Here is a 24723-nt window from a genome sequence, read left to right as displayed (position 1 = left end):
CTGATGATATGTTCAAATAATATATTTCGATATAAATTGTCAAAATACCTTTTTATTTTTAGAAAAATTTTTATATTCAATCTTATAAAACTCTGTTTAACGATGAATAAACTTGTCGATAATGGGTACGGAGTGAAAGGATGATACGTATGAAGTGGCTCGTAATTGGAATAATAATTCTTCTTCTATTTATTTTGTTTATACTATTGTCGAAAATAAAGCTTAAGGTGACATTTTTATATTCAGAAATGGAAAAGCAATGTTTGCTTCAAGTGAAAATATGGATGATTCGATATACATTTGATGTGTTGGAAAGAATTGAAAAACAGCAGAAAAAGACAGGACAGAAAATCGAAAAAGCTGAAGAGGACGGCGGACTCGATAATAAAATTATGGCGCAACTTGACAGCATTGGTGAACTGATAAAAAAGCTTCAAGAAGTTCATACTATTGTTAAAGATTTTCTCAAACGAGTGAAAATCAATGGTTGGAAATGGCATACACAAATTGGAGCAGGCGATGCAGCTAGTACTGGAATTGTCACTGGATATGCATGGGGGACAAAAGGTATGGCTGCTGGAGTTGTCGGACAATATATGCATATTGTCGACGTACCAGAATTTGAAATTACCCCAGTTTTTCAAGGGAAAGGATTTGCATCAAGATGCGAGTTAACAGCATCTTTTCGTATATTCCGCGCTATAAAAACTGGCGTCAAATTACTCGTATTTATGAGAAGACAAAGATCTGGTATGACAGAAAAATCTGTTCAAGCATAGGGGGGATATAGAATGGACCATCCAATTCAAGGTTTAATGACAACAGCAATGCAGCATTTAAAACAAATGACTGATGTAAATACAATTGTTGGTGACCCAATTAAAGCGGCAGATGGAAGCGTAATTCTTACAGTTTCGAAAGTAAGTTTCGGATTTGCTGCTGGTGGAAGTGAATTTGGTAAAGTAGAACATTCAGGCCGTCATCCATTTGGCGGGGGAAGTGGTGGAGGAGTTTCTATTAATCCTGTTGCCTTTCTTGTTATAAATGGAGATGGTGTGAAAGTATTGCACTTAGATAAACAAACACACGTCATCGATAAAATAATTGAATTAGCGCCACAAGCTGTTGATAAAGTGAAAGAAATGATGGATAAACGAAAAGAAGATGATCCTGAATTTCAAATTTAACGAATAAAGAAGCTAATCAATAGGTTAGCTTCTTTAATTTTTTTGTAAATAAAGCGATTTTATTTGCATTATCGATAGGGACAAACTATCATTTACATTGTACATATTTTGTTTAAATAAGGGAGGATTTTCAAGTGGCAAACGTAACTTTTAAAGGTAATCCAATGACTTTAGTTGGAACAGAAGTTAAAGTTGGCGATCAAGCGCCAAACTTCCAAGTATTAGCAAACGACTTATCTCCAGTAAGTTTAGAAACATACAAAGGTGAAGTGAAATTAATTAGTGTTGTACCTTCAATCGACACAGGTGTGTGTGATGCACAAACTCGTCGTTTTAACCAAGATGCAGCAGGTATTGAAAACGCGAAAGTATTAACAATTAGCGCTGATTTACCATTCGCTCAAAAACGCTGGTGTGCAGCAAACGGTTTAGAAAATGTTGTAACACTTTCTGACCACCGCGACCTTTCATTCGGTGAAGCTTACGGCTTAGTAATGAAAGAGCTTCGTTTACTTGCTCGTGCAGTATTCGTAGTAGATAGCAATGACAAAGTAGTTTACGCAGAATACGTAAGTGAAGGTACAAGCCATCCAAACTATGAAGCAGCATTAGAAGCAGCTAAATCTGCGAAGTAATGTGAAGAGAATGACCTCTTATAAAGAGGTCGTTTTTTCTCATATATTGCTCTGTAACAGCATCGATATATGAGAAAAAACGTTATATCATATATAACTAAAGGGGAGCTCTTTACAGGAGGTCGCTTTTTCTTTTTGGAAAAAATCACTTTGTGGTATGATATAAGTTATGTGTAAAAGAGAGAAGGAGGAATGTACGTGAGTCAGACAGTAGAAACATTATTTTCTATTTTTGATTCTTCTGCGGTAGTTTTACGTAAAGAATTAGATGTAACATATTTAGAGGCGCTTGTAGAAACAGGTGATAACTTGTTTGAGGGAGCGATTTTACAAGAGGAATTATCCGAATCAGCAATTGAAAGGCTGAATCGTGAATATAGTACGTTTAATGAAGAAACATATAAAGGTGAAGAAATTCGTAAAGCATTTCAGTTAGCCATCTTAAAAGGAATGAAAGAAGGCGTACAAGCGAATCACGAAATGACACCTGATGCAGTTGGGATGTTCATGAGTTACTTATTCCATAAATTTATGCAAGGTCAAAATGAAATTACAGTTTTAGATCCTGCAATTGGAACAGGTAACTTAATGACTACAGTGTTTAATAGCGCCAAAGAAGGACTAACAATGAGTGGATTTGGTGTAGAAGTGGATGAAGTGCTAATTAAACTTGCTTTAGTAAATGCAAATTTACAAAAGCATGCAATCGAATTCTTCCATCAAGATGGACTAGCACCACTTTATATCGATCCAGTTGATGCAGTCGTTTCAGACTTACCGGTTGGTTATTATCCAAACGAAATCGGTGCAAGTGAATATAAATTAAAAGCAGATGAAGGAATGTCGTATGCCCATCACTTATTTATTGAACAAAGTGTGAAACATACGAAAGAGGGCGGTTACTTATTCTTCTTAGTACCAAACTTCATTTTTGAAAGTGACCAGGCACCAAAATTACATGCATTTATTAAAGAAACATGCTTTATTCAAGGGTTATTACAGCTTCCTGTTTCCATGTTTAAAAACGAGAAAAATGCAAAAAGTATATTTGTTCTCCAAAAGAAAGGCGCTAATGTAACAATGCCAAAACAGGCGTTATTAGTGGAGTTGCCTAAATTCTCTAACATGAAGGCGATGGAAGACATTATGGATCAATTAAATACTTGGTTTGCAACACATAAATAAAGCTAGGTATATGTAACAGCATTAGTGATTCGTGTAGTACAGTTTTATATAATATGTCATATTTTTAAATATATACAAGATTTAACTGAATTTTTTTGAAATCTGTAATATATATTTTTTCTTGGTGTTACAATTTTTTCACTTGAAATATATGTCGTACGATGTTTAAATTAAAATCGTGAGTATAAAATTTGCTAATGATGAAACGTTTTCATATTTGGTGAATTTGATCAGATAAAATCGAGCGGTTTGTGGAAACATCCACACAACTACCAAGAGAAAAAGGGGCGAAAGACTAGATGTCAAAAATCATCGCGATTAACGCAGGAAGCTCTTCCTTAAAATTCCAATTATTTGAAATGCCAAGTGAAACAGTATTAACAAAAGGTTTAGTAGAACGTATCGGTTTAGAAGATAGTATCTTCACTATTACTGTAGATGGCGAAAAACAAAAAGAAATTACAAACATTCCAGATCACGCAGTAGCAGTTAATATGCTTCTTAAAAAATTAACTGAAAACGGAATCGTTAAATCTCTAGATGAGATTGGCGGTATCGGTCACCGTGTTGTTCACGGCGGCGAAAAATTTGCTGACTCTGTTTTAATTACTGATGAAGTATTAGCTGATATCGAAGAATTAAGCGATTTAGCACCACTTCATAACCCAGCAAACGTTGTTGGTATTAAAGCATTCCAAGAAGTATTACCAAACGTACCAGCAGTAGCAGTATTCGATACAGCATTCCACCAAACAATGCCGGAATCTGCATTCCTATACAGCTTACCATATGAGTACTATGAAAAATTCGGCATCCGTAAATACGGTTTCCACGGAACTTCTCATAAATATGTAACTGAGCGTGCGGCTGAATTATTAGGTCGTCCAATTGAAAGCTTAAGCTTACTTTCTTGTCACTTAGGTAACGGTGCAAGTATCGCAGCAGTAGAAGGCGGTAAATCTATCGATACTTCTATGGGCTTCACTCCACTTGCTGGTGTAACAATGGGTACACGTTCTGGTAACCTTGACCCTGCGTTAATTCCATACATCATGGAAAAAACAGGCCAAACAGTAGAAGAAGTAGTTAACGTATTAAACAAGAAGAGTGGTATGTTAGGTCTTACTGGTTACTCTAGTGACCTACGTGACATCATTGCGAAAGAAGAAGAAGGCGACCACCGTGCGAAAGTAGCACTTGATGTATTCGTAAGCCGTATCCACAAATACATCGGTTCTTACACTGCTCGTATGAAAGGTGTAGACGCAATCATCTTCACAGCTGGTGTAGGTGAAAACAGTGCGATTATTCGTGAGCGTGTATTAGAAGGCCTTGAGTACATGGGCGTATACTTCGATGCAAAACGTAATAACGTATTCGGTGAAGAAGCATTCATCAGCTTCCCACACTCTCCAGTAAAAATTATCGTAATTCCAACTGACGAAGAAGTTATGATTGCTCGTGACGTACTACGTCTTGGAGATATTGGTTAATATATGAAAAGAAAGACGAGATCCTATAGGATTTCGTCTTTTTTCTTTTGGATGTATTTTAAAACTCCATCTGGATATAATATTTTTTCTTTCTGAATGAATGCCGTAATAGGAATCCATTTCGCATACGCTACTGTTTCTTCATCTTGTATATTTAATATTTTCATTTCATATAGTGACGTGTCTAATAAACGCAAAGAATATAGTTGAATGATTTCATGACCAATGTCTCCATCGAGATGAAAGACATTTTCTAAACACCCTAAATAATTGGTGATTTCTATCTCAGTATGAAGCTCTTCTTTAAACTCCCGAATAACAGTATGTGCTGATTTTTCACCAAGTTCAATTGAACCGCCAAGAGGACGATAATATATTTCGCCTTCTGTATAATATTCTTGTACGAGAAGGCGATCTTGATGTACAGCAAGACCGAAAGCTTTTGCACGTGGATACATATAGAATCACTCCTTATTTGTTTTGTATAAGGACGATTATAATGTATGGTGTGATAAAAGTATCGTGTATTTAAGTGTGCGGTCTAACTGTAATTCCATCAAATAAGTCTTTCCAAAATGCTTCATTGTATTGGTATACATCCATAATAGGACATTTCATAACGCAAATACGTTGTAATCCCCAATCTTCTTGGGTGATAGTTGGTATATCGGCAGGAATTAGTAACAGGACAGAGAATGTATGTGTAACGATTTGAGATAAAATTTGTTCTAGGGAACATGCTTCTTCATATGTTCCTCCAGTTCGAATAAATAATATGGATTCTGCCGTTTCAATTGTAGCTAGAAAACGATTAATACGATGTTCATAGTTTAACTTAATTTCTGTATAAGAAGGCCAAGAAGTTGGTGTGTTTACATCTGTTTTAAAGTCATGACAGGAGTCAATTTCATAAAGGTTGTCCCTTAATCTTAATTTTGCATCATCATCCCAAAATGAGATGAAGGATAAATTTTCGAAATTTAAAAAGCGGTCAAATCGATTTTGTAATAATACATTCACTTTTTCTAATGAGGGACTTAGCATAAAATCAATAACGCCAAAAAATGGTGATAATTCTAATTGATATAATGCCCAAGCGGGCCAGCAGTTTTGTCCTAAGCTGAATACCGCATTATATTCTTTTTTTATATCGGATAGATTCATGTGATTTATCTCATCCTTTTTGTTAATATTTTATGCCATTCAAAAATGGTATGTGAATAAAGATAGACAAGCATATTTGCAAAGAATAAGCAGAAATATGTTACAATAGAAAAAAATCGAACGAGGTGGTTGTTACGATGCGATCGAAGCGAGAACAAGCCATTTTAGACAATATAAAAGAATGGGAAGCGCAATTAGTTGAGCAAGAAGCGACCGATTTTCAAAAAGTGTTTGATAAATGGTTACATACTACAGTTGCGAAATTACCTGAGAAAAAGCGAAAAGAATTCTTCACGAAAGCAGATGGATGGCTCTTTCATTTGCATGCATTTATTCAAAGTTCACAAGCACAGTTAGATGCACGTAATCGGATTTTAGGAACATCAAGATTATTTGATGAATCGATTGAACAGCTTGAAGATTTGAAAGCATTATCTATTGATCAATTAACATACATAGCAGAGCAGCAAACAGCACGTCATCGTCTATATTCATTTGTACAAGGTGGGGCAACAGGTGCTGGAGGTTTATTATTATTAACGGCGGATTTTCCGGTTATGATCGCGTTAAATGTGAAGGCAGTCCAACTTATTGCAACATCATTTGGACATGATGTGAACAAGCCGTATGAAATGATGCTTGCGTTAAAGGTGTTTCATGCGTCATTACTACCAGGAAGACTTCAGCAATATGCATGGTACAATTTATTGCAAGAGCTGGAGCAAGAAGATTCGTTCTTTTACGAAGGAGACGAAGCAGTGCTACAAACAGCTTCTACTGAGGTTGTGTTAAAACAAATTTTGAAGACATTTTCGATTTATGCTCTTCGTCGTAAATTATTCCAAGGTATACCGGTAATTGGAATGGCAATTGGATCTACAGTGAATTATCGTTTAACAAGAAACGTTACTGAATTTGCAAATAGATTTTATCAAGTGCGCCATATAGTCGAGAAAGAAAAAAGAGCATAAAAAAAGCGAGAGGCCGAAGCCTTTCGCTTTTTTAATTTGTTGCATGTTTTTTGGACATTGGAACAGATACTGGCTGCTTTTCTGCTGTTTTTGGATAATAAATTAAATCCAATGTTTTTGCCTGTACGGCAATCGAAAGAATAGTAAAAGCAATTTCTGTCCAATTTAAATAATATAATGAAAGCGCAAGAACAATCGCGTCAAAGACGAAGAAAATTTGCCCAATTGTAAAACGAGTTCGTTTACTTAATACAATTGTTAAAATATCGTCTCCACCGGTTGCACCGCCAAATCGTAATATAAAACCGAGTCCAATACCAGCTAACGCACCGCCAACTACTGCAGCTATAAATAAGTTATTTGATAAATCTACCGTAAATGGAGAATAATTTTCCATAAAGGAATAAAATACTCCGAATGAAATTGAACCTAGGAATGAATAACCAACCATTTTTCTACCTAAAAATGAAGCGCACAGTAAAATAATTGGGATATCCATTAATACAGTTGAAATAGATGGTGAAATATCATAAAAGTTTTGAATGAATAGTGCAATTCCTACAAATCCACCTTCTGTTAAGTGGTTTTGGAAGTGAATGTGATATAGCGCTGCTGCTAAAATAAATGAACCGATTAAAACCATAAAAATTTCTTTAATAATTTGCCGACTTTGGATGTTCCTCATCGTTATTCCTTCTTTCCGTAGTTAGTAGTCCTTTTTGTGTTGTAAACTAACTACGAGCTCACATGTAGCTTTCAGTTAGTTTACGAAAAAACTAACTACGCTATATGTCGCTGAAGAAATAACGAATAATCCTCTCGTCCATCAATTCTCCCTACCTTCGTTTTAGTTTAAGTCTTAAAACGACTAAACAAAACGTGGAGTAGGATTCGTCATTTAGCAATCCTGCTCTTCTTTGTTTTGTTTAGTTAGTAACAATTAAGTCCTAAACAAAACGCTATGTGTAAGAAGAGTCTTTTTTTTGCCAAATTATCCTTCGGGCAATCATAATTTCCCCACTCTCGTATTTTTTTCGCTAGACTAAAGTATCTGAGCTGAAAAATACGCTACGTGTATGATTCGTCAATACGATGCCACATGCTCCTTCGAGCGATCATGATATCAAAATCCCTTCCTTCAAGATTTATACTATTATATCATACTTTTAAAAAATGTATGCGGATGGAAACCGACAATAAACGGAGGGAATCTACAAAAAATGTTATGTTTAAATATTTTTGTAGAAAAGCCTAAGTTATTTCGGAGGATTGGACAGTTTATAACGGTTTGTCCAATAAGTAAGAAAAAAGGGTTTTATTCCGTTGTGTTCTTTTCATCACTTTTATCTTTAAAAAACGCATCCCAACTAATTACACTTAAAAAAGTTAAAGTGATAATAACGAAAGCACGCATAATTTTTAAACCTCCTTTTGTACATAGTATATGAATCATTCGATTCAGAATGTGTCATTTTTTTACAAGTCTTAACTATTATGAGAGTATATTAATATAGATAGATGAAGGGGAGAGTGAAGGTATGCTAAAAGACATGTTCAAAAGAAAAGAATTAATATGCATTTCATGTCAGAAAAAAATTCAATATGAAGAAGAGCTTGTTGCTTTTGTAAAGTTGCCGAAAGAAAGAAGTATATTAGTTGGTCCATTCGATGTATGTTTGGCGAAAACAGCACAAGAAATATATTGTAAATCATGTTACGACAAAAAAGCATGACCCAAAGTTATTGAGGGGCATGCTTTTTTCATTGGTGTGCTTTCCCCTCAGATACATTTTGAGTGAGTCGATACCAAAGCCAAAGGTCATTAATGATGGAAGCAAGATCGGCAATTTCTGAATTTAGTTTACAAGAAACTTCGAAGTCTTCTTCGTTATTTAAATAATGTTGTTTTGTATTAATATAGTGCTCAAGTTCTTTTATACGATCAGGAATTTTCCCGCGAACTTGTTCCCATTTTAGTAAAATAGCATGTTGCATTTTTTCGGGGATTTCTTCCCAGTCTTCTTGTAAATGTGGAATTTCAATTCCTAGATGTTCATCGTATAAGAAATACTTTTCCATAAGTTCACCCCCGTTTTCCTGCTTATATTGTACATAAAAACAGAAAGAAGTTCGACGAAATTGTTTGAAAAAATTTGAAAATGACTCTTGATACATTTTGTGAAAGGTGGTAAAGTGTGAATTATTATAAAAGAAAATGAATATTTATTCTTTAGGGGGATGCAAAATGGAGAAGAAAAAAGTTGTATTAGCATATTCCGGAGGTCTTGATACTTCCGTTGCAATTAAATGGTTACAAGAGAAGAATTATGATATTATCGCGCTTTGTTTAGACTTAGGGGAAGGTAAAGACTTAGCATTTGTAAAAGAAAAGGCACTTTCAGTAGGTGCAATTAAATCATATATGATTGATGTTCAAGAAGAATTTGCAAACGAATATGCATTGATGGCGATGCAAGCACACACATTATACGAAGGGAAATACCCTCTTGTCTCTGCATTATCTCGTCCGCTTATTGCGAAGAAATTAGTAGAAATCGCAGAACAAGAAGGCGCAACTGCAGTTGCACACGGATGTACAGGGAAAGGAAATGATCAAGTTCGTTTTGAAGTTTCTATTCAAGCATTAAATCCTTACTTAGAAGTGATTGCACCTGTACGTGAATGGAAGTGGTCACGTGAAGAAGAAATTGCCTATGCAAAAGAAAACGATGTACCAATTCCGATTAATTTAGATAGCCCGTTTTCAATCGATCAAAACTTATGGGGACGCAGCAACGAATGTGGAATTTTAGAAGATCCATGGGCAGCGCCGCCAGAAGATGCATATGAGATGACATTGGCATTAGAAGATACACCGAATAAACCAGAGTTTGTAGAAATCGGATTTGAAGCAGGCGTACCGACTACTTTAAATGGCACTGCATATTCACTTGCAGAATTAATTAAAACGTTAAATGCGCTTGCTGGAAAACACGGCGTTGGACGTATTGATCACGTAGAAAATCGTCTTGTCGGTATTAAATCTCGTGAAGTATACGAATGCCCAGCAGCAATGACGTTAATCACTGCGCATAAAGAGTTGGAAGATTTAACACACGTAAAAGAAGTAGCACATTTTAAACCAGTGATTGAACAGAAAATAACAGAACTTATTTATAATGGTTTATGGTTCTCGCCTTTAAAACAAGCGCTTCATGCATTTTTACAAGAAACGCAAAAGAATGTAACAGGTACAGTGCGTGTGAAATTATTTAAAGGTCATGCGATTGTAGAAGGACGTAAATCTGAATACTCTTTATACGATGAAAAATTAGCAACATATACTGCTCAAGATGAATTTAATCATGATGCAGCAGTTGGATTCATTTCATTATTCGGTTTACCGACGAAAGTATACAGCCAAGTGAATCAAAAGAAGGTGGAAGCGTGAGCAAACTTTGGGGCGGACGTTTTACAGAAGAAGCGGAAGCATGGGTTGAAGAGTTCGGAGCATCCATCTCCTTCGATCAACAATTAGTAAATCAAGATATAAATGGGAGTATGGCACACGTAACGATGCTAGCAAAGCAAGGCATCGTTACGCAAGAAGAAGCAGAGAAAATAAAGATAGGTCTTCAATATTTATTGAAAGAAGCAAAAGAGAATAAGCTACAATTTTCAGTAGAAGCAGAAGATATTCATTTAAACATCGAAAAAATGTTAATTGAACAAATTGGCGAAGTAGGAGGAAAACTTCACACTGGCCGAAGTCGTAATGATCAAGTAGCGACAGATATGCATTTGTATTTAAAAGAAAAGGTAGAACATATTATAAAAGCTACAAAGCAATTGCAAACTGTTCTTGTTCATCAAGCAGAAAATAATATTGAAACCATTATGCCTGGCTATACGCATTTGCAACGTGCTCAGCCGATTTCATTTGCTCATCATATTCTCGCTTACTTTTGGATGTTAGAGCGTGATGTGAATCGTTATGAAGATTCGTTAAAACGTATTAACATTTCGCCATTAGGAGCAGGAGCGTTAGCTGGAACGACATTCCCCATTGACCGAGAGTATAGTGCGGAGCTTCTTGGATTTAATGGAATCTATGAAAATAGTTTAGATGCAGTAAGCGATCGTGATTTCATACTGGAGTTCCTAAGTAACTCCTCTATGCTTATGATGCACTTATCACGCTTTTGCGAAGAACTTATTTTATGGAGTAGCCAAGAGTTTCAATTTATTGAAATGAGCGATCAATATGCAACGGGAAGCAGCATTATGCCGCAAAAGAAAAACCCGGATATGGCGGAACTAATCCGTGGTAAAACAGGCAGAGTATACGGTAATTTATTCAGTTTACTCACAGTAATGAAAGGATTACCGCTCGCTTACAATAAAGACTTACAAGAAGATAAAGAAGGAATGTTTGATACAGTTAAAACAGTAGAAGGATGCCTTCATATTATGGCGGGCATGCTTGAAACGATGACTGTAAACAAAGAAAAAATGGGGCAAGCTGTGACGCAAGATTTCTCCAACGCAACAGAAATTGCTGACTATTTAGCGAACAAAGGACTACCATTCCGTCAAGCTCATGAAATTGTTGGAAAGTTAGTGCTATATTGCACACAAAAAGGAATTTATTTATTAGATGTCTCTCTTGAAACATATAAAGAAATGAGCTCCTTATTTGAAGAAGATTTGTATGAAGTGCTGTCACCATATGCAGCTGTAAAGCGTCGTAACAGTGCTGGCGGGACTGGGTTTGAACAAATCAAAAACGCTTTGGAGAAGGCGAAGGGGTTAACGAAAGAAGTTATTAAGAGTTGAGTTGGGAAGTACGCCAGTCTATTAAAGTCTGGCGTACTTTATTTTTTACTAGCATTTAAGTTACAATGTAGTAAAAAATAACAATTTAGGGGAAGTCTATGAAAAAAATAGTGTTGATCATTGTACTGTTAATTAGCTTAATTGCAAATGCTAAAGTGTTTCTTTTGGATAAATATATGTATGTTGGTGAAAAAGAAAAGCGAGAAGAAGCGGTTATCGCAACGATGTGGCATTTACAAGATAAAGGATATAAAGAAAGTGATATTTTATATATAAAACCGGCCTTTTATAGCAAAATGGATTCGTATGGTATGAATGTACAGTTTAAAGATGAACCAAATGAATCATATACATATAGAGTTTTAAAAGATGCGAAAACAAATAAACTAACTGTACACCAAGATAGCAATGAGTCTGGTGGTATGGGCGGGAAACATCAAGAGCTTAAATAAAGAAAGAAAACGACTGATGGCATTCGCCTGCAGTCGTTTTCTTTTAATCATACTTATGTCGATCTTCCGTAATTCGAATATACTCAATATCCATCAAATCACGAAGTAATGCACCATTACTTAGTTCAACGCCGTGCTTCTCTTTAAAATGAGTGCGAATCGTATCTAGCATTTCAATTTCTTTGCCGTTCACATCTAAAATAATGCGTTCAGAATCATCCATATAGCATCCTCCTTTTTTACACATATATATTTTGTCCGTCTATTTCTAAAAAATGTATGTTAACGTAATGTTAGGAAATAAGAAAGGGATGGAAAATGAGACGTATTTATTTTATAGGGCTAATTTTGTACACATTCATTGTATTACATGTTGCATTCCCAAATATCTTTTCATTTGAGGATTTAGAAACAGTACACGTTGCGATATTTATTTTTGCTCTATTTGTAGTAGATTGCTTTATTTCTATATGGCTTTCGAAAAGAAAAGATATACAAGGCAAAAAAGAAATGGAACGGAAAAAGAGAAAACGTTCCTTTTGGATGATGACATACTGTTTGTCTTTAGTGCTTACTGCTGCTTTTTTTAGTGAACATATTCCATTAGAAAGAGTAAATATTGGATTTGGAGCATTCGTATTCGCATACTATTTTTTTATGCACTTTCTTCCTTATATGAAAGAAAAGCGAGGAGAAGAGGAAAATCCGCTTGTAGAAGAAGAGAAAGAACAAGAGCATAAGAGAATAGAAGGGGATATAAAGAAACTTGGAGAACAAAAGTGGTATTTAAAATCAAAAATCATATACGTTCTTTGCTTTATTACGCCGCCAATTGGTTATTTGTATGTTTTCTTATTTCGTAAAAAAATGACAGAAGGTGCAAGGCGAACGTACTTAACGGTTGCGACGATTATGATGGCATTATGGTCTTTGAAGTTTCTTCCGCCTTATGTGTTGGCAATTACCGTTGTTGTCGTAGCATGTCTTTTGTTTATAGTGAAGTTTATAAAATGAAAAACACCAAGCCTATGTGGACTTGGTGTTTTATCTATAAATTAAAGCTCACCTTGCTCTTCATCACCACGAACAACAAGGACATCGCATTTCGCATAGCGAATAATATGTTCAGAGACGCTACCAATTAGGAAACGCTCAACAGCATTTAAACCAGTCGCACCACACATAATTAAATCTACTTTATGGTTTGGAGCGATTTCTTTTGAAATTTTTGATTTAGGATTACCGAATTCTAATACAGTTTCAATTTTTTCAAGACCAGCTTCAAGCGCAGTTTTTTTGTAGTCTTCTAATAGGTCTTCTGCAAATAGATTTGCACGTTCCGCAATTGCACGGCTATAAGCTTCTACTGCTGAGTATGCTTTTACATCAACGATATGAGCAATTGTTAATGTTGCATTGTTGCGCTTTGCGACTTGAATTGCTTTTTTAAAGGCTTTTTCTGCTTCTTTAGAACCATCCACCGCGATTAAAATATTTGTATATGTATTATTCATAGTAAATTCCTCCCAATCTGTTTTATAACTGTTTACAACTTAATTATAAAACAAATTTTGGTAACGTGCTTGCCAGAAACGTTACAGAATTTTGAAAACTCTGTTTCAATTCATTTTAGTTGTAATTGGAGCGAGAACTTGTTACATATGAAGTATAGCAATTTAAAAGGGGGCAGTTTTGTGAGACATGCGCTCATTACAGCCGGTACGAAAGGTTTAGGAAAGCAAGTAACAGAAAAGTTATTGGCTAAAGGCTATTCAGTAACAGTAACGTACCATAGCGATATCACGGCTATGGAAACGATGAAAGAAACATATAAAGATGTGGAAGAGCGTCTACAATTCGTGCAAGCGGATGTCACGAAAAAGGAAGATTTACATAAAATAGTAGAAGAAGCGATGAGCCGTTTTGGCAAAATTGACTTTTTAATTAATAATGCTGGTCCATATGTATTTGAACGAAAAAAGTTAGTTGATTATGAAGAAGATGAATGGAATGAAATGATTCAGGGAAATTTAACAGCGGTATTTCATTTATTAAAACTTGTCGTTCCGGTCATGAGAAAACAGAACTTTGGCCGTATTATTAATTACGGATTTCAAGGGGCGGATAGTGCACCAGGATGGATTTATCGTTCAGCTTTTGCCGCAGCGAAAGTAGGACTTGTTTCATTAACGAAAACAGTTGCTTATGAAGAAGCGGAGTATGGTATCACTGCGAACATGGTATGTCCTGGTGATATTATTGGCGATATGAAAGAGGCAACTATTCAAGAAGCACGTCAGCTGAAAGAGCATAACACACCGATTGGTAGATCTGGAACAGGTGAAGATATTGCAAGAACCATTTCGTTTTTATGTGAGGACGATTCCGATATGATTACCGGTACAATTATTGAAGTGACTGGTGCAGTGGATGTTATTCATAGACATCGATAGAATAAAATAAGATGAAGTTTCGAATAATTGGACAGTTTATCCATTGTGCTGAGAGGTGCGGATAATACTGTCCTTTAATATAAAATTAAATCTATCGGAAAACTCGTGTTATTTTTTTGTCAAATATTGAGATATTATGTTAAAATATAAGAGCGTAGAAAGCGCTTTAAAAAATGATTCAGGGGTCATTTCATAACTCAAGGGGGAACTAATCATGCGTATCGGTATTCCAACAGAAATTAAAAACAATGAAAACCGTGTGGCAATGACGCCAGCGGGAGCAGTACATTTAGTACAAAATGGTCACGAAGTTTTTGTTCAAAAAGGAGCAGGTTTAGGATCTGGCTTTACAGATGAAGAATACGTACAAGCTGGTGCGAAACTTGTAGAAACTGCTGAAGAAGCATGGAATCAAGATATGGTTATGAAGGTAAAAGAGCCAGTAGCAAGTGAATACGGCTATTTCCGTGAAGGCTTAATCTTATTCACATACTTACATTTAGCTCCAGAACCAGAATTAACGAAAGCATTAATCGATAACAAAGTTGCATCAATCGCATACGAAACAGTACAATTAGACAATCGTTCTTTACCATTACTTGCACCTATGAGTGAAGTGGCTGGTCGTATGTCTGCACAAATCGGTGCACAATTCCTTGAGAAAAACAAAGGCGGTAAAGGTATTTTACTTGCAGGCGTTCCAGGGGTAAAACGCGGTAAAGTAACAATCATTGGCGGTGGTCAAGCTGGTACAAACGCAGCTAAGATTGCAGTAGGTTTAGGTGCAGATGTAACAATCATTGACTTAAGTGCAGAACGTCTTCGTCAATTAGATGATATTTTCGGTAACCAAGTAAAAACATTAATGTCTAATCCATACAACATTGCAGAAGCTGTTAAAGAATCTGACCTTGTTATTGGAGCAGTATTAATTCCGGGTGCAAAAGCGCCAAAACTTGTAACTGAAGAAATGATTCAATCAATGGAACCAGGTTCTGTCGTTGTAGATATCGCGATTGACCAAGGTGGTATTTTCGAAACAACTGATCGTATTACAACTCATGACAACCCAACTTACGAAAAACATGGCGTTGTTCATTATGCAGTTGCTAATATGCCAGGTGCAGTTCCACGTACGTCAACTCTTGCATTAACAAACGTAACAGTACCATATGCAGTACAAATTGCTAACAAGGGCTACAAAGAAGCTTGCTTAGGCAACACTGCATTATTAAAAGGTATTAACACATTAGATGGTTATGTAACATTCGAAGCAGTTGCGGAAGCTCACGGCTTACAATACGCTGATGCAAAAGAGCTTCTTGAAAAAGCTCCTGCTTTATCATAATAGAAATACATTTGAGACCTTCCTTTTCGTGAGGAGGGTCTTTTTTATATGGAGAAATAACATGTGAATAATTGTTATTTATTGGTGTAAAACGATTTTTATTATGATAATTTAGAATTATATAATAAAAAGAGGGGATTCGATGGGGAGCAAAAAGAGGAAGAAAAAACAGGCAAAGAGACAAAGGTATATAAAGAAAAAACAGGAACAGAACATACCTTTTTCACAAAAAGTAGTCATTACGATAGAGAAAACATTTCGGTATATTTGTATGTTCTTGTATGTGATTTTTTGCTTGTATTTATGTGGGATATTTAAAAGTTTGGGGATAACCCCCAATGTTATTGAAAGTACCTTAGGCGTTCTACTTGTTATGGTAGAAGGAATCTTATTCTTTATATTATTTGATAAAGTATGGCCTAGTCATGAAAGTAAAAAAGATAGAAAAAGAAGCAAAAAATCTTCATACGCTTCAAGCTCATCAAGTGGATTCGGTGACTACAGTAGCAATGACTGTAGTAGCTCAAGTGATGGTGGAGGAGATTGCGGAGGTGGTGGAGATTAAGTTAGTTTTTTAGAAGAACGACTAATGAAAGGATGGGACGAAATATGGAAACTGTGAACTTAATAGAATTAACAAAGGATATTAAAGATCAACATAAAAACTTCGTCGTTTCAAATATAAACAGTCATTGCTTACGAATCGCTGTATTTACTGGTGAATATGATTGGCACTATCATTCTAATTCGGATGAATTATTTATTGTGTTAGAGGGAGAATTACTTATTGATTTTGAAGATGGAGAAACAGCGGTTTTAAAGCCAAATGATTCAATCTTAATTCCAGCATGTAAGATTCATAGAACGAGAGCATTAAAGAGAACTGTAAATCTTTGTTTTGAACATATAGAGGCGGATACGATTAAAGTGGAGCAATTATGAAAAAATTATCCGTAGCCGAGTATAGAAAAATCCTTCCGATTTTAGAAAGTCATACAAAAACGACGACGTTTGCTTATGCGGTATGTGATCAAGTGATAGATGGTGAGGTTTTTGCAAACGAGAAATTAACAGCAGGACTAATTCGTACAGCTAACGGTATTTATTATTTATTTGGTGATACTGATGATCAAAATTATAACGAAGATTTATTTTCTTTTATAAAAAAGGCTATTGAAAAAACAGAGAAGAGATTTACATTGTTCTCTTCGAGTAACGAGTGGGAAATGATGATAGAAGAACGTTTTAGTCATGTACTTCGAAACATTCCGCGAATGAAATTTCAAAGCGTAACCTTTGAAGAGAGAAAACGAGATTGTAACAAAAATACATATGAAGTGAAGCGTATTGATAGAAGAGATATAGAACGAAGCAGTGAATTTACAGAGGAGTACTACAAAGAATATTGGGGATCAAAAGAAACGTTTTTAAACGGTGGTTTTGGATTTTGTATAGAACTAGAAGGAATGATTGTAGCGGAATGTGTTTCAATATTTAGTGGGAACGGATTTGCTGAAATTGATATTGTGACGCATAAAGCATATCAAGGGAAAGGATTAGCCCAAGCTGTTGCAGCAAGGTTTATTGAACATTGCATACAAAATGATATTATACCGTGCTGGGATTGTTATGTAGACAATATTCCTTCGCAAAAATTAGCTAGTAAATTAAGTTTTTATCATCCAATAGAATATAGATTGTTTGTACGTAAGAAAACGAGGGAATAAAAATGAATGTGGAGTTAACGAGATTTAAAGTGAAACAAGATAAAAGTCATCGAGTAAATGAATGGATGCAGCTTCTGAATGACAATATGAAAGAAGTACTTTTGACATTAAACGACGAAAAGATGTACGTTGAGACAATTTTCCGGGAAATAAGAGATGGAGAAGAGTACTTATATTGGTATTCTGTGCAAGGAGAAGGTGGGGCTCTTGTCGAAAATTCTCATTATGAAATTGATAAAAAGCACTTGGAATTTTGGTATGAGTGTATTGATGAAGAAGCACCCTCTGTTGATATGAAAACAGAAGTCGTTATGATTCAAGATGTTGTGAAGGACGCGATGAAATAATAGAATAGTATTTCAGAGAAGCGCATCAAAATGGATGTGCTTTTTATTATGAAACAATTTATAAAAGCTGCATTTGGATGTCTTTAAGTGAAAATAAAGAGGGATACTGAGAATATTTTAGGATAAACTATAAAGTGAAACTTTAATCAGTGTGGGGTTCATCCCCCATCTAACTTCTTGCTTCCGCTGAATTTTGATGTGAGGTCTTACTGCCCGTTAATGCGGGATAAAGAAATAAAAAACACCAAACCAAAAGACCTACCAATATACGGTGTAGTCGTAACAGGCAAAACAGAGGATTTACAAAGTTTACAAGGAGCACCATATATTAAGGCTGCTGTAAGAGGTGTAACAGTTGAGAAATATTGATTACAAGCAATTAATGTGAATAATCAGAAAATTTATGTTATAATATGGGAAAAGGAGGTTTATATGAGGCAAATACATGGAGCAATTTATATTTACATAACAATGTTTTTCGTGGCGGTATCCTATGGATTGGGGCACGTGTATTCGCATCCTATACTAACTTTTTTAAGCGGAGCATGTATGGCGTTTGCGCTTCTTGTCCACCTTTTCTCAGTTTGGATCGTGAAATTTCAATTAAATATTAGTGAAATAGAAGAAGGCACTTTTTGAGTGGCCTTCTTTTTTTAATAATATTTTGGAAGTTCTTGTAGCAATTTTTCAATTTCGCATTCTGTTTCTTCACATATAGAAAGCTTGCGCAGTCTGAAAAATAAGCTGCGTAAGAAAGATTTTATATTTCCGTATAGAAACTCGTATGATTCAATATGTAATGTTTGTTTTTGAACGGGTAATTGAGCTACTAAATCACGAAGGGCTAATATGAGTGCTTCTTCCTTTAAGCCATTTTGTAGCATTGCGACAATCGGATAAACGATACGCTCATCTTCTTCATATTTGTAATAGATGGAATGAACACAAACTTTGTTTAATAAAGTTTGTAATATTTCTTCGTAATATAAAGTTTCCAGTTTAGGACTATTCACAAGCGCCTCAAATGTATCAGAAGCATGAGCGATACTATGTGCCCAGCCGTGTTTTTGCACATATCCCCGGAAATCATGTTCGTTGTTCATATATAGAATTAGTTGATCTTTTACATTTGAAATATCAGTCTGTGATAAGAAATTATGATTTGTATCAGCATCAATAATGAGGGCAATTAATAATGTTGTAAATGCTCGGGTAAATACCGCATCTTCATCATCTGAATGAATCTTATACAATAAATATTTTTCACCGATGCTTTCTAATAATAGTTTCTGTAATTGTGTGTGTGAAAGATATTCCTTCTTGATGAGATGAAAAAAAGTAGAGTAGATGAGTTTGTCCCTTAAATAGCTATCAGTATCGCCAATTTGCTCAAGCATATTGGAACTTAAAGAATCAATGTTAAGTGTGTTATCCAGTATGTAATTATTATTACGAATTTCTTCTAACTGTTGTTGTAACATATAAACCCCCTATTTTAGAAAATTCTGTATTTCAATAGTATAATAGAAGGAAGAAATAGACAATAAATAAGTGCATTTGAATGGAGGGGCATGATGAAGAGAGCGTTATTCTTTTTCATTAGTATTTTCTTTTTAGGAAGCTGCTCGATTTGGTATTTTACTTTTTCTAGCGAGAGCAAAAGTTGGACTGGACAATATAAAGGGCATATTAAGGATGACAGTGAAGATGGAATGTTTACGTTTCAATATAAGGGCGGGGATGGAAAGACAGAATTTAAAAACTTAGAGATTGCTATTAATGGAGCCTTTAGTACAATGACACAAACGTCAGAAGTTCATAGAGGAGCAAAGGTTGAAATGAAGTCTTCTTGTGTAAGTTGCGCGCCTATCTCTAAAGATGAACCTATAGAAGTTGTGATTAAATGGGATGATAAGTATGAGGAGAAGATGGTGTTAAATTTGAAATAGCCTAGAGTAAGGAGTTAAAAATGAATAGGCATATGAAAATTGTTATGTTTTTAAGTGTATTTCTAGTCGTATTATCAGCGTGTGATACAAAACAAGTAGAGCAAGTAACGGTAAAAGAAGTACCTAAAGAAGGGTATATCATATTAAGAAATGACACGATGTTTTTTGCCGATGATAAAACGGTTGAAACAAAAGTAGAGTTGCAACATTATATAGAACAACAAATGAATAAAGAGCATCCAGCACATATAGTCTTGAGCTTTAAGGACAAAGACGCATATAAACAGTTAAAAACAGGGGATAAAATAAAAGTATGGTTTTCTCAAATACTTGAAAGTTATCCAGCAAAAATGATTGTAGAGAAATTTGAAATAGTAGGGAAATAGAAAAAGGCAGCACTCCCGCTGCCTTTTTCTATTATTTTACAATTTGTAACTCTTTCGGGAATTTCGTTAAAATTTCTGATCCGTCTTTTGTGATGTAAATATCATCTTCAATACGAACGCCACCTACGTTTGGTACGTAAATACCAGGTTCGATTGTGAAGACCATACCTTCTTTTAATGGAGACTCGTTACCAGCTTTTACATCTGGATATTCGTGTACGCTAATTCCAAGTCCGTGACCAAGTCGGTGTGGGAAGAAGTCTCCGTAACCTGCATCTGCGATAACAGAACGAGCAGCGTTGTCGATTGCGCCAAGTGTAACACCTGGTTTACATGCTTCAACTGCTTGTAGTTGTCCAGCAAGTACAGTGTTGTAAATACGAGTTTGTTCTTCAGAAATCTCGCCGAATGCCACTGTACGTGTAATATCAGAGCAATAACCGTCAATGATTACGCCTAAATCAAATAGTACGAAATCACCGCGTTTCATTTTGTTTGCGCCAGGAATACCGTGTGGAAGAGCTGAGTTCGCACCTGCTAATACCATCGTATCAAATGACATTTTATGTATGCCTTTTGTTTTTAATTCGTGTTCAATAATTGCTAATACTTCTAGTTCACTACGATCTTCTTTAATTGCATTTACACCAACTTCAACAGCATAGTCCGCCATTTTAGCTGCTTCGCGTAAAATAGAAAGTTCTTTTTCATCTTTAATTAAACGAAGTTCGCGAACTTTCTCTTCAGCTGATTTGAAAGCTGCATTTGGGAATAATTTCGTTAATTCTTCGTAGCGCTCTACGTTTAAATGTTCTTTTTCAATTGCAACTGCATTTGCATTGATGCCGCGGTCTTTAATTGCTTTTGCAATCATATCCCATGGTCTGTCAGTATCAGTAAATCCGATAATTTCATGTGCCCAGCCAGCGTTACGTGCTTGACCTTCTTCCATTTTAGGGCAAATTAAAATAGGTTCTTTTTCTTGGAATACAAACATACCAAGTAATCTTTCGTGTGGTTCACAGTGGAAGTTTGTCATGTAGAAGACGTTTGGTGTAGAAGTTAAGAACGCAGCTTCTACGTTTTTTTCTTTTAGCCATTGCATTAAATTTTCTAATCTAGCATTCATCGATTGGCACCCCCGAGATATTTAATTACAAATATAACTTTAACTCGGAAGAAAGCGTTATGACAAGTAAATAGATGTTAGAAAAGACAGGGAATTGAAAAATCATGTAGAATACAAAGTGAGAATGTGAACAGGGGAGGAATGTAATAATGAAAGTATCTTATCATGGACATTCAGTTGTGAAAATTGAGGCGAATGGAAAAGTTATTTTAATTGACCCGTTTTTAACAGGTAATCCGAAAACAGATTTAAAAACTGAAGATGTAAAAGTGGATGCAATTCTTTTATCGCATGGACACGGTGATCATGTTGGAGATACAGTAGAACTTGCGAAGAAAAATAATGCAGTTGTTGTAGCGCCATTTGAACTAGCAACATTTTTAAGTTGGCAAGGTGTAAATACACACCCGATGCATATTGGTGGTTCACATGAATTTGACTTCGGAAAAGTGAAGTTTACACAAGCATTCCACGGCTCTAGTTATATTGATGAAGAAAATAAGACGATTACATATACAGGTATGCCAGCAGGTATTTTATTTACAGCAGAAGAGAAAACTGTATACCACGCAGGAGATACTGCACTATTCTCTGATATGAAGTTAATTGGAGAATTAAATAAAGTTGATCTAGCATTTTTACCAATTGGTGATAATTTCACAATGGGACCAGAAGATGCTGTACTAGCGGCAAAATGGATTAATGCGAAAACTGTTGTACCGATGCATTACAATACGTTCCCAGTTATTGAACAAGATCCATATCAATTTGTAGAAAAGCTACAAAATTGTACAGGGAAAGTATTAGAAGCTGGAGAAAGTATTACACTATAGAAAAGAAACCCTTCATTTGAAAAGAAAAGTGAAGGGTTTTTTACGTGTGTAGGACAGCTTTTAATGCTTGTATTTGTTTTGGTGATTCTTTTCTTTTGGTACGTGGTTGTTCAGGTGTTTCATTCAATTCCATTGCAACTTTTTTCCCATCTACGAAAGCTAAAAATACAGCACCTACAACCTCTAAAAATTTTTTCATCATGTGTTCGCTCCTTTGTTTTATTTCTTGTCTTAATTGTATAGGCAATTAAGTGGACGAACTATCGAATGAGATGACAATAGCATTACATTGTTGTAATAGAATGACTGGTGGAATGTAAGAGTCATTTTGTTATAAAAAAAATAGTACAGGTATGCAAAGAGAGAGTGTAACAGTTTTGAAAATATAGTATACTGAAAGTACAACACATGAAGAATTTAGGGAAAAGAAAGTATGGTGAAACCATTTGGCTACCAAGCATAACCAAATTTTAGAACATATTAATAGCCTGCCAGTAGGCCATAAAATTTCTGTAAGACAAATTGCGAAAGATTTGAGTGTAAGTGAAGGGACCGCTTACCGTGCAATTAAAGATGCAGAAAATAAAGGATATGTTAGTACAATTGAACGTGTCGGAACAATTCGAATTGAACAAAAGAAGAAAGAGAATATCGAAAAACTGACATATGCAGAAGTCGTTAACATTGTCGACGGTCAAGTACTTGGGGGCAGAGAAGGACTACATAAAACATTAAATAAATTCGTAATCGGAGCTATGAAATTAGAAGCGATGATGCGCTATACAGAAGCTGGGAATTTACTCATTATTGGTAACCGTACCAATGCACATGAATTAGCGCTAGAAACTGGAGCCGCTGTATTAATTACGGGCGGATTTGATACGGAAGATCATGTGAAGAAATTAGCAGACGAATTAAAGCTGCCGATCATTTCAAGTAGCTACGATACATTTACGGTCGCAACGTTAATTAATCGTGCAATTTATGACCAACTTATTAAGAAAGAAATTGTACTCGTTGAAGATATTTTAACGCCAATTGAAGAAACGTTATATTTAAAGCCGAGTGATACAGTACAGCAATGGCATGCATATAACGAAGAGACAATGCACGGAAGATATCCAATTGTCGATGAAAGTAACAAAGTACTAGGAATCGTAACTTCAAAAGATATGATCGGAGTAGCGAAAGAAACACCAATTGATAAAGTAATGACAAAACACCCAATTACAGTGAACGGTAAAATGTCTGTCGCAGCTGCGGCACGTATGATGGTGTGGGAAGGAATTGAATTACTTCCTGTCGTTGAGGAAGGAAACAAACTGCAAGGTATTATTAGCCGTCAAGATGTACTTCAGGCACTGCAAATGATTCAACGTCAGCCACAAGTTGGAGAAACCATTGATGATATTGTAACGAATCAATTTATGACACCAAAAGAAGCGAAGAATGAGCATCTATATCAATTTTCGGTGACGCCGCAAATGACGAACTCAATCGGGACGTTATCGTACGGTGTATTTGCAACAATTGTGACAGAAGCGACAAATCGCGTCATTCGTGCGCAAAAGAAAAGTGATTTAATTGTTGAAAACTTAACGATTTATTTCGTAAAGCCGGTTCAAATTGATAATGTTGTATCTGTTCATCCGAAAGTATTAGAAATTGGACGTAAATTTGGTAAGGTCGATGTAGAGGTGCATCATGAAGGTAATGTTGTTGGAAAAGCATTACTTATGGTTCAGTTAATCGATAAATAAAAAGATGGAACAAATCGTTTTGATTTGTTCCATCTTTTTTTGTTGTTTTAAATTTGAAAGGTATGATTTTAGATGGGAGTTTTGGTGAAATATGTATGGGATGGAGTGGAAAAGTAATGTGAGAAAAGACGGAATAATAATTCAATTCAGTTGTATATTGTGTTATGATTATATTGTAAGAAAATGGAATTGTGAGAGGTGGTATACATTATGTCGTCAGCCGTACTCTTTTTTGGTAGTATCGCACTATTTTACTTTCTTGTAATGATACCGATTCAATATTTATATTTACAAGGTTTACATGAAAAAAAGGAAAAGACAGGATTATCTCAGCGAGAGCTATATGAAAAAATGTCTTTTGGAGAAGAACAATTACATTTTCACGTACAAGGGAACCCATTTAATATACCATCTGCGTTTGTTGCGTATATGATTTTGAAAGTTAAGGGACGTAAAAAAGCATCACAATATTGATGCTTTTTTACGTTGCTTCATAGACTTCAGCTTCTTTAACTGCTAATGGCAAGAAATGTTTGTATTGGCGAAACCCGTTAAATACACTTGCACTACCAAATAGAACGAATAAAACACCAACGATAATACGAGCGGTTGAAAGTTCTAAAAAGAATTGGTTTATCCCGAAAAATAAAACGAATGAACCGAGTGCCATTGCGGATTTTCCTGAGAGCCAACCTTTCTCCATTGGGCGGTTTGTACGAAAGTATTTTGTTTTGTAAAAGAGGTACAACATAAATGAGACGATAATACAGAAGACTAATACTGGCATAATGAACACTCCCATCGCTTTGTGAAAAATAATAGAAAAGAAAAAGAAATATCTAAACTTTCTAACTTTTATTATAAAGCA

At 35.3% G+C, this 24723-nt stretch carries 33 protein-coding genes and 1 pseudogene; 24 read left to right on the top strand and 10 right to left on the bottom strand.

Annotation, left to right across the window (positions count from 1 at the left end; translation table 11 throughout):
- The first annotated feature begins 140 nt into the window (after window positions 1–140).
- The 5 genes from ACTFP3_RS16605 (at window position 141) to ackA (ending at window position 4500) form a co-directional block, all read left to right on the top strand.
- Window positions 141–779, top strand: coding sequence for a DUF2953 domain-containing protein (locus ACTFP3_RS16605; protein ID WP_002164419.1), 639 nt, complete (start codon window positions 141–143; stop codon window positions 777–779).
- Between the two features lie 12 nt (window positions 780–791).
- Complete coding sequence (ytfJ, locus tag ACTFP3_RS16600; RefSeq protein WP_000350003.1) at window positions 792–1187, top strand: GerW family sporulation protein; 396 nt, start codon at window positions 792–794, stop codon at window positions 1185–1187.
- Between the two features lie 134 nt (window positions 1188–1321).
- Window positions 1322–1822 carry a thiol peroxidase gene (gene tpx, locus ACTFP3_RS16595; RefSeq protein WP_000024525.1) on the top strand — a complete coding sequence of 167 codons (501 nt, stop codon included), beginning with the start codon at window positions 1322–1324 and terminating at the stop codon, window positions 1820–1822.
- Window positions 1823–2020: 198 nt separating this feature from the next.
- Entirely contained in the window at window positions 2021–3007 is a 987-nt protein-coding gene (locus ACTFP3_RS16590) for a class I SAM-dependent methyltransferase (RefSeq protein ID WP_000084367.1), read from the top strand.
- Between the two features lie 299 nt (window positions 3008–3306).
- Window positions 3307–4500 (top strand): acetate kinase, encoded by a 1194-nt coding sequence (gene ackA, locus ACTFP3_RS16585; protein ID WP_000034575.1) that lies wholly within the window; start codon window positions 3307–3309, stop codon window positions 4498–4500.
- Between the two features lie 23 nt (window positions 4501–4523).
- Here ackA and ACTFP3_RS16580 read toward each other — a convergent pair whose 3' ends face one another.
- Both ACTFP3_RS16580 and ACTFP3_RS16575 read right to left on the bottom strand, forming a co-directional pair.
- Window positions 4524–4958, bottom strand: coding sequence for an NUDIX hydrolase (locus ACTFP3_RS16580; RefSeq protein ID WP_000283500.1), 435 nt, complete (start codon window positions 4956–4958; stop codon window positions 4524–4526).
- A gap of 70 nt (window positions 4959–5028) precedes the next feature.
- The gene (locus tag ACTFP3_RS16575) at window positions 5029–5664 is read right to left on the bottom strand and encodes a DUF1796 family putative cysteine peptidase (protein WP_001053729.1); all 636 of its coding nucleotides are present in this window, start codon (window positions 5662–5664) and stop codon (window positions 5029–5031) included.
- 137 nt (window positions 5665–5801) lie between these two features.
- Here ACTFP3_RS16575 and ACTFP3_RS16570 point away from each other — a divergent pair, with 137 nt between their 5' ends.
- The gene (locus ACTFP3_RS16570; protein WP_001256853.1) at window positions 5802–6635 is read left to right on the top strand and encodes an EcsC family protein; all 834 of its coding nucleotides are present in this window, start codon (window positions 5802–5804) and stop codon (window positions 6633–6635) included.
- 31 nt (window positions 6636–6666) lie between these two features.
- Here the strand turns inward: ACTFP3_RS16570 and ACTFP3_RS16565 are convergent, their stop codons facing one another.
- Window positions 6667–7320, bottom strand: a complete 654-nt coding sequence (locus tag ACTFP3_RS16565) for a YitT family protein (RefSeq protein WP_063220474.1) — start codon at window positions 7318–7320, stop codon at window positions 6667–6669.
- Between the two features lie 853 nt (window positions 7321–8173).
- Here ACTFP3_RS16565 and ACTFP3_RS16560 point away from each other — a divergent pair.
- On the top strand, window positions 8174–8368 hold the full coding sequence (locus ACTFP3_RS16560; RefSeq protein ID WP_000910273.1) for a hypothetical protein: 195 nt from the start codon (window positions 8174–8176) through the stop codon (window positions 8366–8368).
- A gap of 28 nt (window positions 8369–8396) precedes the next feature.
- On the opposite strand, the gene ACTFP3_RS16555 is transcribed toward ACTFP3_RS16560, so the two are convergent.
- Complete coding sequence (locus ACTFP3_RS16555) at window positions 8397–8714, bottom strand: hypothetical protein (RefSeq protein WP_000417218.1); 318 nt, start codon at window positions 8712–8714, stop codon at window positions 8397–8399.
- 166 nt (window positions 8715–8880) lie between these two features.
- Here ACTFP3_RS16555 and ACTFP3_RS16550 point away from each other — a divergent pair, with 166 nt between their 5' ends.
- The 3 genes from ACTFP3_RS16550 (at window position 8881) to ACTFP3_RS16540 (ending at window position 11923) form a co-directional block, all read left to right on the top strand.
- Entirely contained in the window at window positions 8881–10086 is a 1206-nt protein-coding gene (locus tag ACTFP3_RS16550; RefSeq protein ID WP_000412315.1) for an argininosuccinate synthase, read from the top strand.
- Window positions 10083–11471 carry an argininosuccinate lyase gene (argH, locus tag ACTFP3_RS16545; RefSeq protein WP_000041295.1) on the top strand — a complete coding sequence of 463 codons (1389 nt, stop codon included), beginning with the start codon at window positions 10083–10085 and terminating at the stop codon, window positions 11469–11471. Before ACTFP3_RS16550 ends, argH begins: the two co-directional genes overlap by 4 nt.
- A 98-nt stretch (window positions 11472–11569) precedes the next feature.
- Window positions 11570–11923, top strand: coding sequence for a DUF3139 domain-containing protein (locus ACTFP3_RS16540; RefSeq protein ID WP_000725032.1), 354 nt, complete (start codon window positions 11570–11572; stop codon window positions 11921–11923).
- A 43-nt stretch (window positions 11924–11966) separates the two neighbouring features.
- On the opposite strand, the gene ACTFP3_RS16535 is transcribed toward ACTFP3_RS16540, so the two are convergent.
- A complete protein-coding gene (locus ACTFP3_RS16535) occupies window positions 11967–12146 on the bottom strand; it encodes a hypothetical protein (RefSeq protein WP_000342760.1) in 180 nt (59 codons plus the stop codon).
- A 95-nt stretch (window positions 12147–12241) separates the two neighbouring features.
- Between ACTFP3_RS16535 and ACTFP3_RS16530 the strand changes: the two genes are divergently transcribed.
- The gene (locus tag ACTFP3_RS16530; RefSeq protein ID WP_001252878.1) at window positions 12242–12937 is read left to right on the top strand and encodes a hypothetical protein; all 696 of its coding nucleotides are present in this window, start codon (window positions 12242–12244) and stop codon (window positions 12935–12937) included.
- A gap of 41 nt (window positions 12938–12978) precedes the next feature.
- Here the strand turns inward: ACTFP3_RS16530 and ACTFP3_RS16525 are convergent, their stop codons facing one another.
- Window positions 12979–13437 (bottom strand): universal stress protein, encoded by a 459-nt coding sequence (locus tag ACTFP3_RS16525; RefSeq protein ID WP_001066673.1) that lies wholly within the window; start codon window positions 13435–13437, stop codon window positions 12979–12981.
- A 147-nt stretch (window positions 13438–13584) separates the two neighbouring features.
- Between ACTFP3_RS16525 and ACTFP3_RS16520 the strand changes: the two genes are divergently transcribed.
- From ACTFP3_RS16520 to ACTFP3_RS16485, 8 genes and pseudogenes are all read left to right on the top strand, one after another.
- Window positions 13585–14376, top strand: a complete 792-nt coding sequence (locus tag ACTFP3_RS16520; RefSeq protein WP_002024902.1) for an SDR family oxidoreductase — start codon at window positions 13585–13587, stop codon at window positions 14374–14376.
- Window positions 14377–14590: 214 nt separating this feature from the next.
- Entirely contained in the window at window positions 14591–15724 is a 1134-nt protein-coding gene (ald, locus tag ACTFP3_RS16515) for an alanine dehydrogenase (RefSeq protein WP_001219403.1), read from the top strand.
- 142 nt (window positions 15725–15866) lie between these two features.
- Window positions 15867–16289 carry a hypothetical protein gene (locus ACTFP3_RS16510; protein ID WP_086389540.1) on the top strand — a complete coding sequence of 141 codons (423 nt, stop codon included), beginning with the start codon at window positions 15867–15869 and terminating at the stop codon, window positions 16287–16289.
- A gap of 44 nt (window positions 16290–16333) precedes the next feature.
- Window positions 16334–16666: a cupin domain-containing protein gene (locus ACTFP3_RS16505; RefSeq protein ID WP_000450925.1), complete on the top strand. Its 333-nt coding sequence runs from the start codon at window positions 16334–16336 to the stop codon at window positions 16664–16666.
- The gene (locus ACTFP3_RS16500; RefSeq protein ID WP_440010843.1) at window positions 16663–17451 is read left to right on the top strand and encodes a GNAT family N-acetyltransferase; all 789 of its coding nucleotides are present in this window, start codon (window positions 16663–16665) and stop codon (window positions 17449–17451) included. The genes ACTFP3_RS16505 and ACTFP3_RS16500 overlap by 4 nt, the downstream gene beginning before the upstream one ends.
- A gap of 2 nt (window positions 17452–17453) precedes the next feature.
- On the top strand, window positions 17454–17798 hold the full coding sequence (locus ACTFP3_RS16495) for a DUF6176 family protein (protein WP_440010841.1): 345 nt from the start codon (window positions 17454–17456) through the stop codon (window positions 17796–17798).
- Window positions 17799–18026: 228 nt separating this feature from the next.
- Window positions 18027–18167: pseudogene (locus tag ACTFP3_RS16490) on the top strand (anti sigma factor C-terminal domain-containing protein); the annotation flags it as partial.
- 63 nt (window positions 18168–18230) lie between these two features.
- Complete coding sequence (locus ACTFP3_RS16485; protein ID WP_001248908.1) at window positions 18231–18437, top strand: hypothetical protein; 207 nt, start codon at window positions 18231–18233, stop codon at window positions 18435–18437.
- 14 nt (window positions 18438–18451) lie between these two features.
- Here the strand turns inward: ACTFP3_RS16485 and ACTFP3_RS16480 are convergent, their stop codons facing one another.
- Window positions 18452–19279, bottom strand: coding sequence for a DUF2785 domain-containing protein (locus ACTFP3_RS16480; RefSeq protein WP_000941475.1), 828 nt, complete (start codon window positions 19277–19279; stop codon window positions 18452–18454).
- A 93-nt stretch (window positions 19280–19372) separates the two neighbouring features.
- Between ACTFP3_RS16480 and ACTFP3_RS16475 the strand changes: the two genes are divergently transcribed.
- Both ACTFP3_RS16475 and ACTFP3_RS16470 read left to right on the top strand, forming a co-directional pair.
- A complete protein-coding gene (locus tag ACTFP3_RS16475) occupies window positions 19373–19747 on the top strand; it encodes a hypothetical protein (protein ID WP_000816717.1) in 375 nt (124 codons plus the stop codon).
- A gap of 20 nt (window positions 19748–19767) precedes the next feature.
- The gene (locus ACTFP3_RS16470) at window positions 19768–20133 is read left to right on the top strand and encodes a DUF3221 domain-containing protein (RefSeq protein ID WP_001079377.1); all 366 of its coding nucleotides are present in this window, start codon (window positions 19768–19770) and stop codon (window positions 20131–20133) included.
- 31 nt (window positions 20134–20164) lie between these two features.
- On the opposite strand, the gene pepQ is transcribed toward ACTFP3_RS16470, so the two are convergent.
- Entirely contained in the window at window positions 20165–21262 is a 1098-nt protein-coding gene (gene pepQ / locus ACTFP3_RS16465; RefSeq protein ID WP_322356440.1) for a Xaa-Pro dipeptidase, read from the bottom strand.
- A gap of 149 nt (window positions 21263–21411) precedes the next feature.
- Here pepQ and ACTFP3_RS16460 point away from each other — a divergent pair, with 149 nt between their 5' ends.
- Complete coding sequence (locus tag ACTFP3_RS16460; protein ID WP_000868927.1) at window positions 21412–22095, top strand: metal-dependent hydrolase; 684 nt, start codon at window positions 21412–21414, stop codon at window positions 22093–22095.
- Between the two features lie 40 nt (window positions 22096–22135).
- Here ACTFP3_RS16460 and ACTFP3_RS16455 read toward each other — a convergent pair whose 3' ends face one another.
- Window positions 22136–22294 (bottom strand): hypothetical protein, encoded by a 159-nt coding sequence (locus tag ACTFP3_RS16455; RefSeq protein WP_170925758.1) that lies wholly within the window; start codon window positions 22292–22294, stop codon window positions 22136–22138.
- A 247-nt stretch (window positions 22295–22541) separates the two neighbouring features.
- Between ACTFP3_RS16455 and ACTFP3_RS16450 the strand changes: the two genes are divergently transcribed.
- Together ACTFP3_RS16450 and ACTFP3_RS16445 are read left to right on the top strand one after the other, a co-directional pair.
- Complete coding sequence (locus tag ACTFP3_RS16450; protein WP_000201572.1) at window positions 22542–23855, top strand: CBS domain-containing protein; 1314 nt, start codon at window positions 22542–22544, stop codon at window positions 23853–23855.
- A 210-nt stretch (window positions 23856–24065) separates the two neighbouring features.
- Window positions 24066–24329: a DUF3949 domain-containing protein gene (locus ACTFP3_RS16445; protein WP_000093045.1), complete on the top strand. Its 264-nt coding sequence runs from the start codon at window positions 24066–24068 to the stop codon at window positions 24327–24329.
- Window positions 24330–24336: 7 nt separating this feature from the next.
- On the opposite strand, the gene ACTFP3_RS16440 is transcribed toward ACTFP3_RS16445, so the two are convergent.
- Window positions 24337–24642 carry a YtpI family protein gene (locus ACTFP3_RS16440; RefSeq protein ID WP_001144776.1) on the bottom strand — a complete coding sequence of 102 codons (306 nt, stop codon included), beginning with the start codon at window positions 24640–24642 and terminating at the stop codon, window positions 24337–24339.
- Between the last annotated feature and the right edge of the window lie 81 nt (window positions 24643–24723).

It is taken from the genome of Bacillus cereus group sp. MYBK5-2 (genome assembly GCF_051915685.1).
In the GTDB taxonomy this organism is placed as follows: domain Bacteria; phylum Bacillota; class Bacilli; order Bacillales; family Bacillaceae_G; genus Bacillus_A; species Bacillus_A cereus.
The sequence above is the reverse complement of the archived record's forward strand: the minus strand, read 5'-3'. Positions and strand labels throughout refer to the sequence as shown.

Bases quoted from the DNA above. Each gene is read 5' to 3' on its own strand.
- ACTFP3_RS16525 (WP_001066673.1), bottom strand. From the start codon at position 13,437: ATGAATAATACATATACAAATATTTTAATCGCGGTGGATGGTTCTAAA.
- ACTFP3_RS16580 (WP_000283500.1), bottom strand. From the start codon at position 4,958: ATGTATCCACGTGCAAAAGCTTTCGGTCTTGCTGTACATCAAGATCGC.
- ACTFP3_RS16605 (WP_002164419.1), top strand. From the start codon at position 141: ATGATACGTATGAAGTGGCTCGTAATTGGAATAATAATTCTTCTTCTA.
- ACTFP3_RS16550 (WP_000412315.1), top strand. From the start codon at position 8,881: ATGGAGAAGAAAAAAGTTGTATTAGCATATTCCGGAGGTCTTGATACT.
- ACTFP3_RS16565 (WP_063220474.1), bottom strand. From the start codon at position 7,320: ATGAGGAACATCCAAAGTCGGCAAATTATTAAAGAAATTTTTATGGTT.
- ytfJ (WP_000350003.1), top strand. From the start codon at position 792: ATGGACCATCCAATTCAAGGTTTAATGACAACAGCAATGCAGCATTTA.
- ACTFP3_RS16570 (WP_001256853.1), top strand. From the start codon at position 5,802: ATGCGATCGAAGCGAGAACAAGCCATTTTAGACAATATAAAAGAATGG.
- ACTFP3_RS16485 (WP_001248908.1), top strand. From the start codon at position 18,231: ATGAGGCAAATACATGGAGCAATTTATATTTACATAACAATGTTTTTC.
- ACTFP3_RS16470 (WP_001079377.1), top strand. From the start codon at position 19,768: ATGAATAGGCATATGAAAATTGTTATGTTTTTAAGTGTATTTCTAGTC.
- ACTFP3_RS16495 (WP_440010841.1), top strand. From the start codon at position 17,454: ATGAATGTGGAGTTAACGAGATTTAAAGTGAAACAAGATAAAAGTCAT.
- ACTFP3_RS16540 (WP_000725032.1), top strand. From the start codon at position 11,570: ATGAAAAAAATAGTGTTGATCATTGTACTGTTAATTAGCTTAATTGCA.
- ACTFP3_RS16575 (WP_001053729.1), bottom strand. From the start codon at position 5,664: ATGAATCTATCCGATATAAAAAAAGAATATAATGCGGTATTCAGCTTA.
- ACTFP3_RS16535 (WP_000342760.1), bottom strand. From the start codon at position 12,146: ATGGATGATTCTGAACGCATTATTTTAGATGTGAACGGCAAAGAAATT.
- ACTFP3_RS16530 (WP_001252878.1), top strand. From the start codon at position 12,242: ATGAGACGTATTTATTTTATAGGGCTAATTTTGTACACATTCATTGTA.
- pepQ (WP_322356440.1), bottom strand. From the start codon at position 21,262: ATGAATGCTAGATTAGAAAATTTAATGCAATGGCTAAAAGAAAAAAAC.
- ACTFP3_RS16440 (WP_001144776.1), bottom strand. From the start codon at position 24,642: ATGCCAGTATTAGTCTTCTGTATTATCGTCTCATTTATGTTGTACCTC.
- ACTFP3_RS16560 (WP_000910273.1), top strand. From the start codon at position 8,174: ATGCTAAAAGACATGTTCAAAAGAAAAGAATTAATATGCATTTCATGT.
- ACTFP3_RS16455 (WP_170925758.1), bottom strand. From the start codon at position 22,294: ATGAAAAAATTTTTAGAGGTTGTAGGTGCTGTATTTTTAGCTTTCGTA.
- ACTFP3_RS16510 (WP_086389540.1), top strand. From the start codon at position 15,867: ATGGGGAGCAAAAAGAGGAAGAAAAAACAGGCAAAGAGACAAAGGTAT.
- ACTFP3_RS16555 (WP_000417218.1), bottom strand. From the start codon at position 8,714: ATGGAAAAGTATTTCTTATACGATGAACATCTAGGAATTGAAATTCCA.
- ACTFP3_RS16475 (WP_000816717.1), top strand. From the start codon at position 19,373: ATGAAGAGAGCGTTATTCTTTTTCATTAGTATTTTCTTTTTAGGAAGC.
- ackA (WP_000034575.1), top strand. From the start codon at position 3,307: ATGTCAAAAATCATCGCGATTAACGCAGGAAGCTCTTCCTTAAAATTC.
- ACTFP3_RS16505 (WP_000450925.1), top strand. From the start codon at position 16,334: ATGGAAACTGTGAACTTAATAGAATTAACAAAGGATATTAAAGATCAA.
- ACTFP3_RS16480 (WP_000941475.1), bottom strand. From the start codon at position 19,279: ATGTTACAACAACAGTTAGAAGAAATTCGTAATAATAATTACATACTG.
- ACTFP3_RS16445 (WP_000093045.1), top strand. From the start codon at position 24,066: ATGTCGTCAGCCGTACTCTTTTTTGGTAGTATCGCACTATTTTACTTT.
- ACTFP3_RS16500 (WP_440010843.1), top strand. From the start codon at position 16,663: ATGAAAAAATTATCCGTAGCCGAGTATAGAAAAATCCTTCCGATTTTA.
- ACTFP3_RS16460 (WP_000868927.1), top strand. From the start codon at position 21,412: ATGAAAGTATCTTATCATGGACATTCAGTTGTGAAAATTGAGGCGAAT.
- ACTFP3_RS16520 (WP_002024902.1), top strand. From the start codon at position 13,585: ATGAAGTATAGCAATTTAAAAGGGGGCAGTTTTGTGAGACATGCGCTC.
- ald (WP_001219403.1), top strand. From the start codon at position 14,591: ATGCGTATCGGTATTCCAACAGAAATTAAAAACAATGAAAACCGTGTG.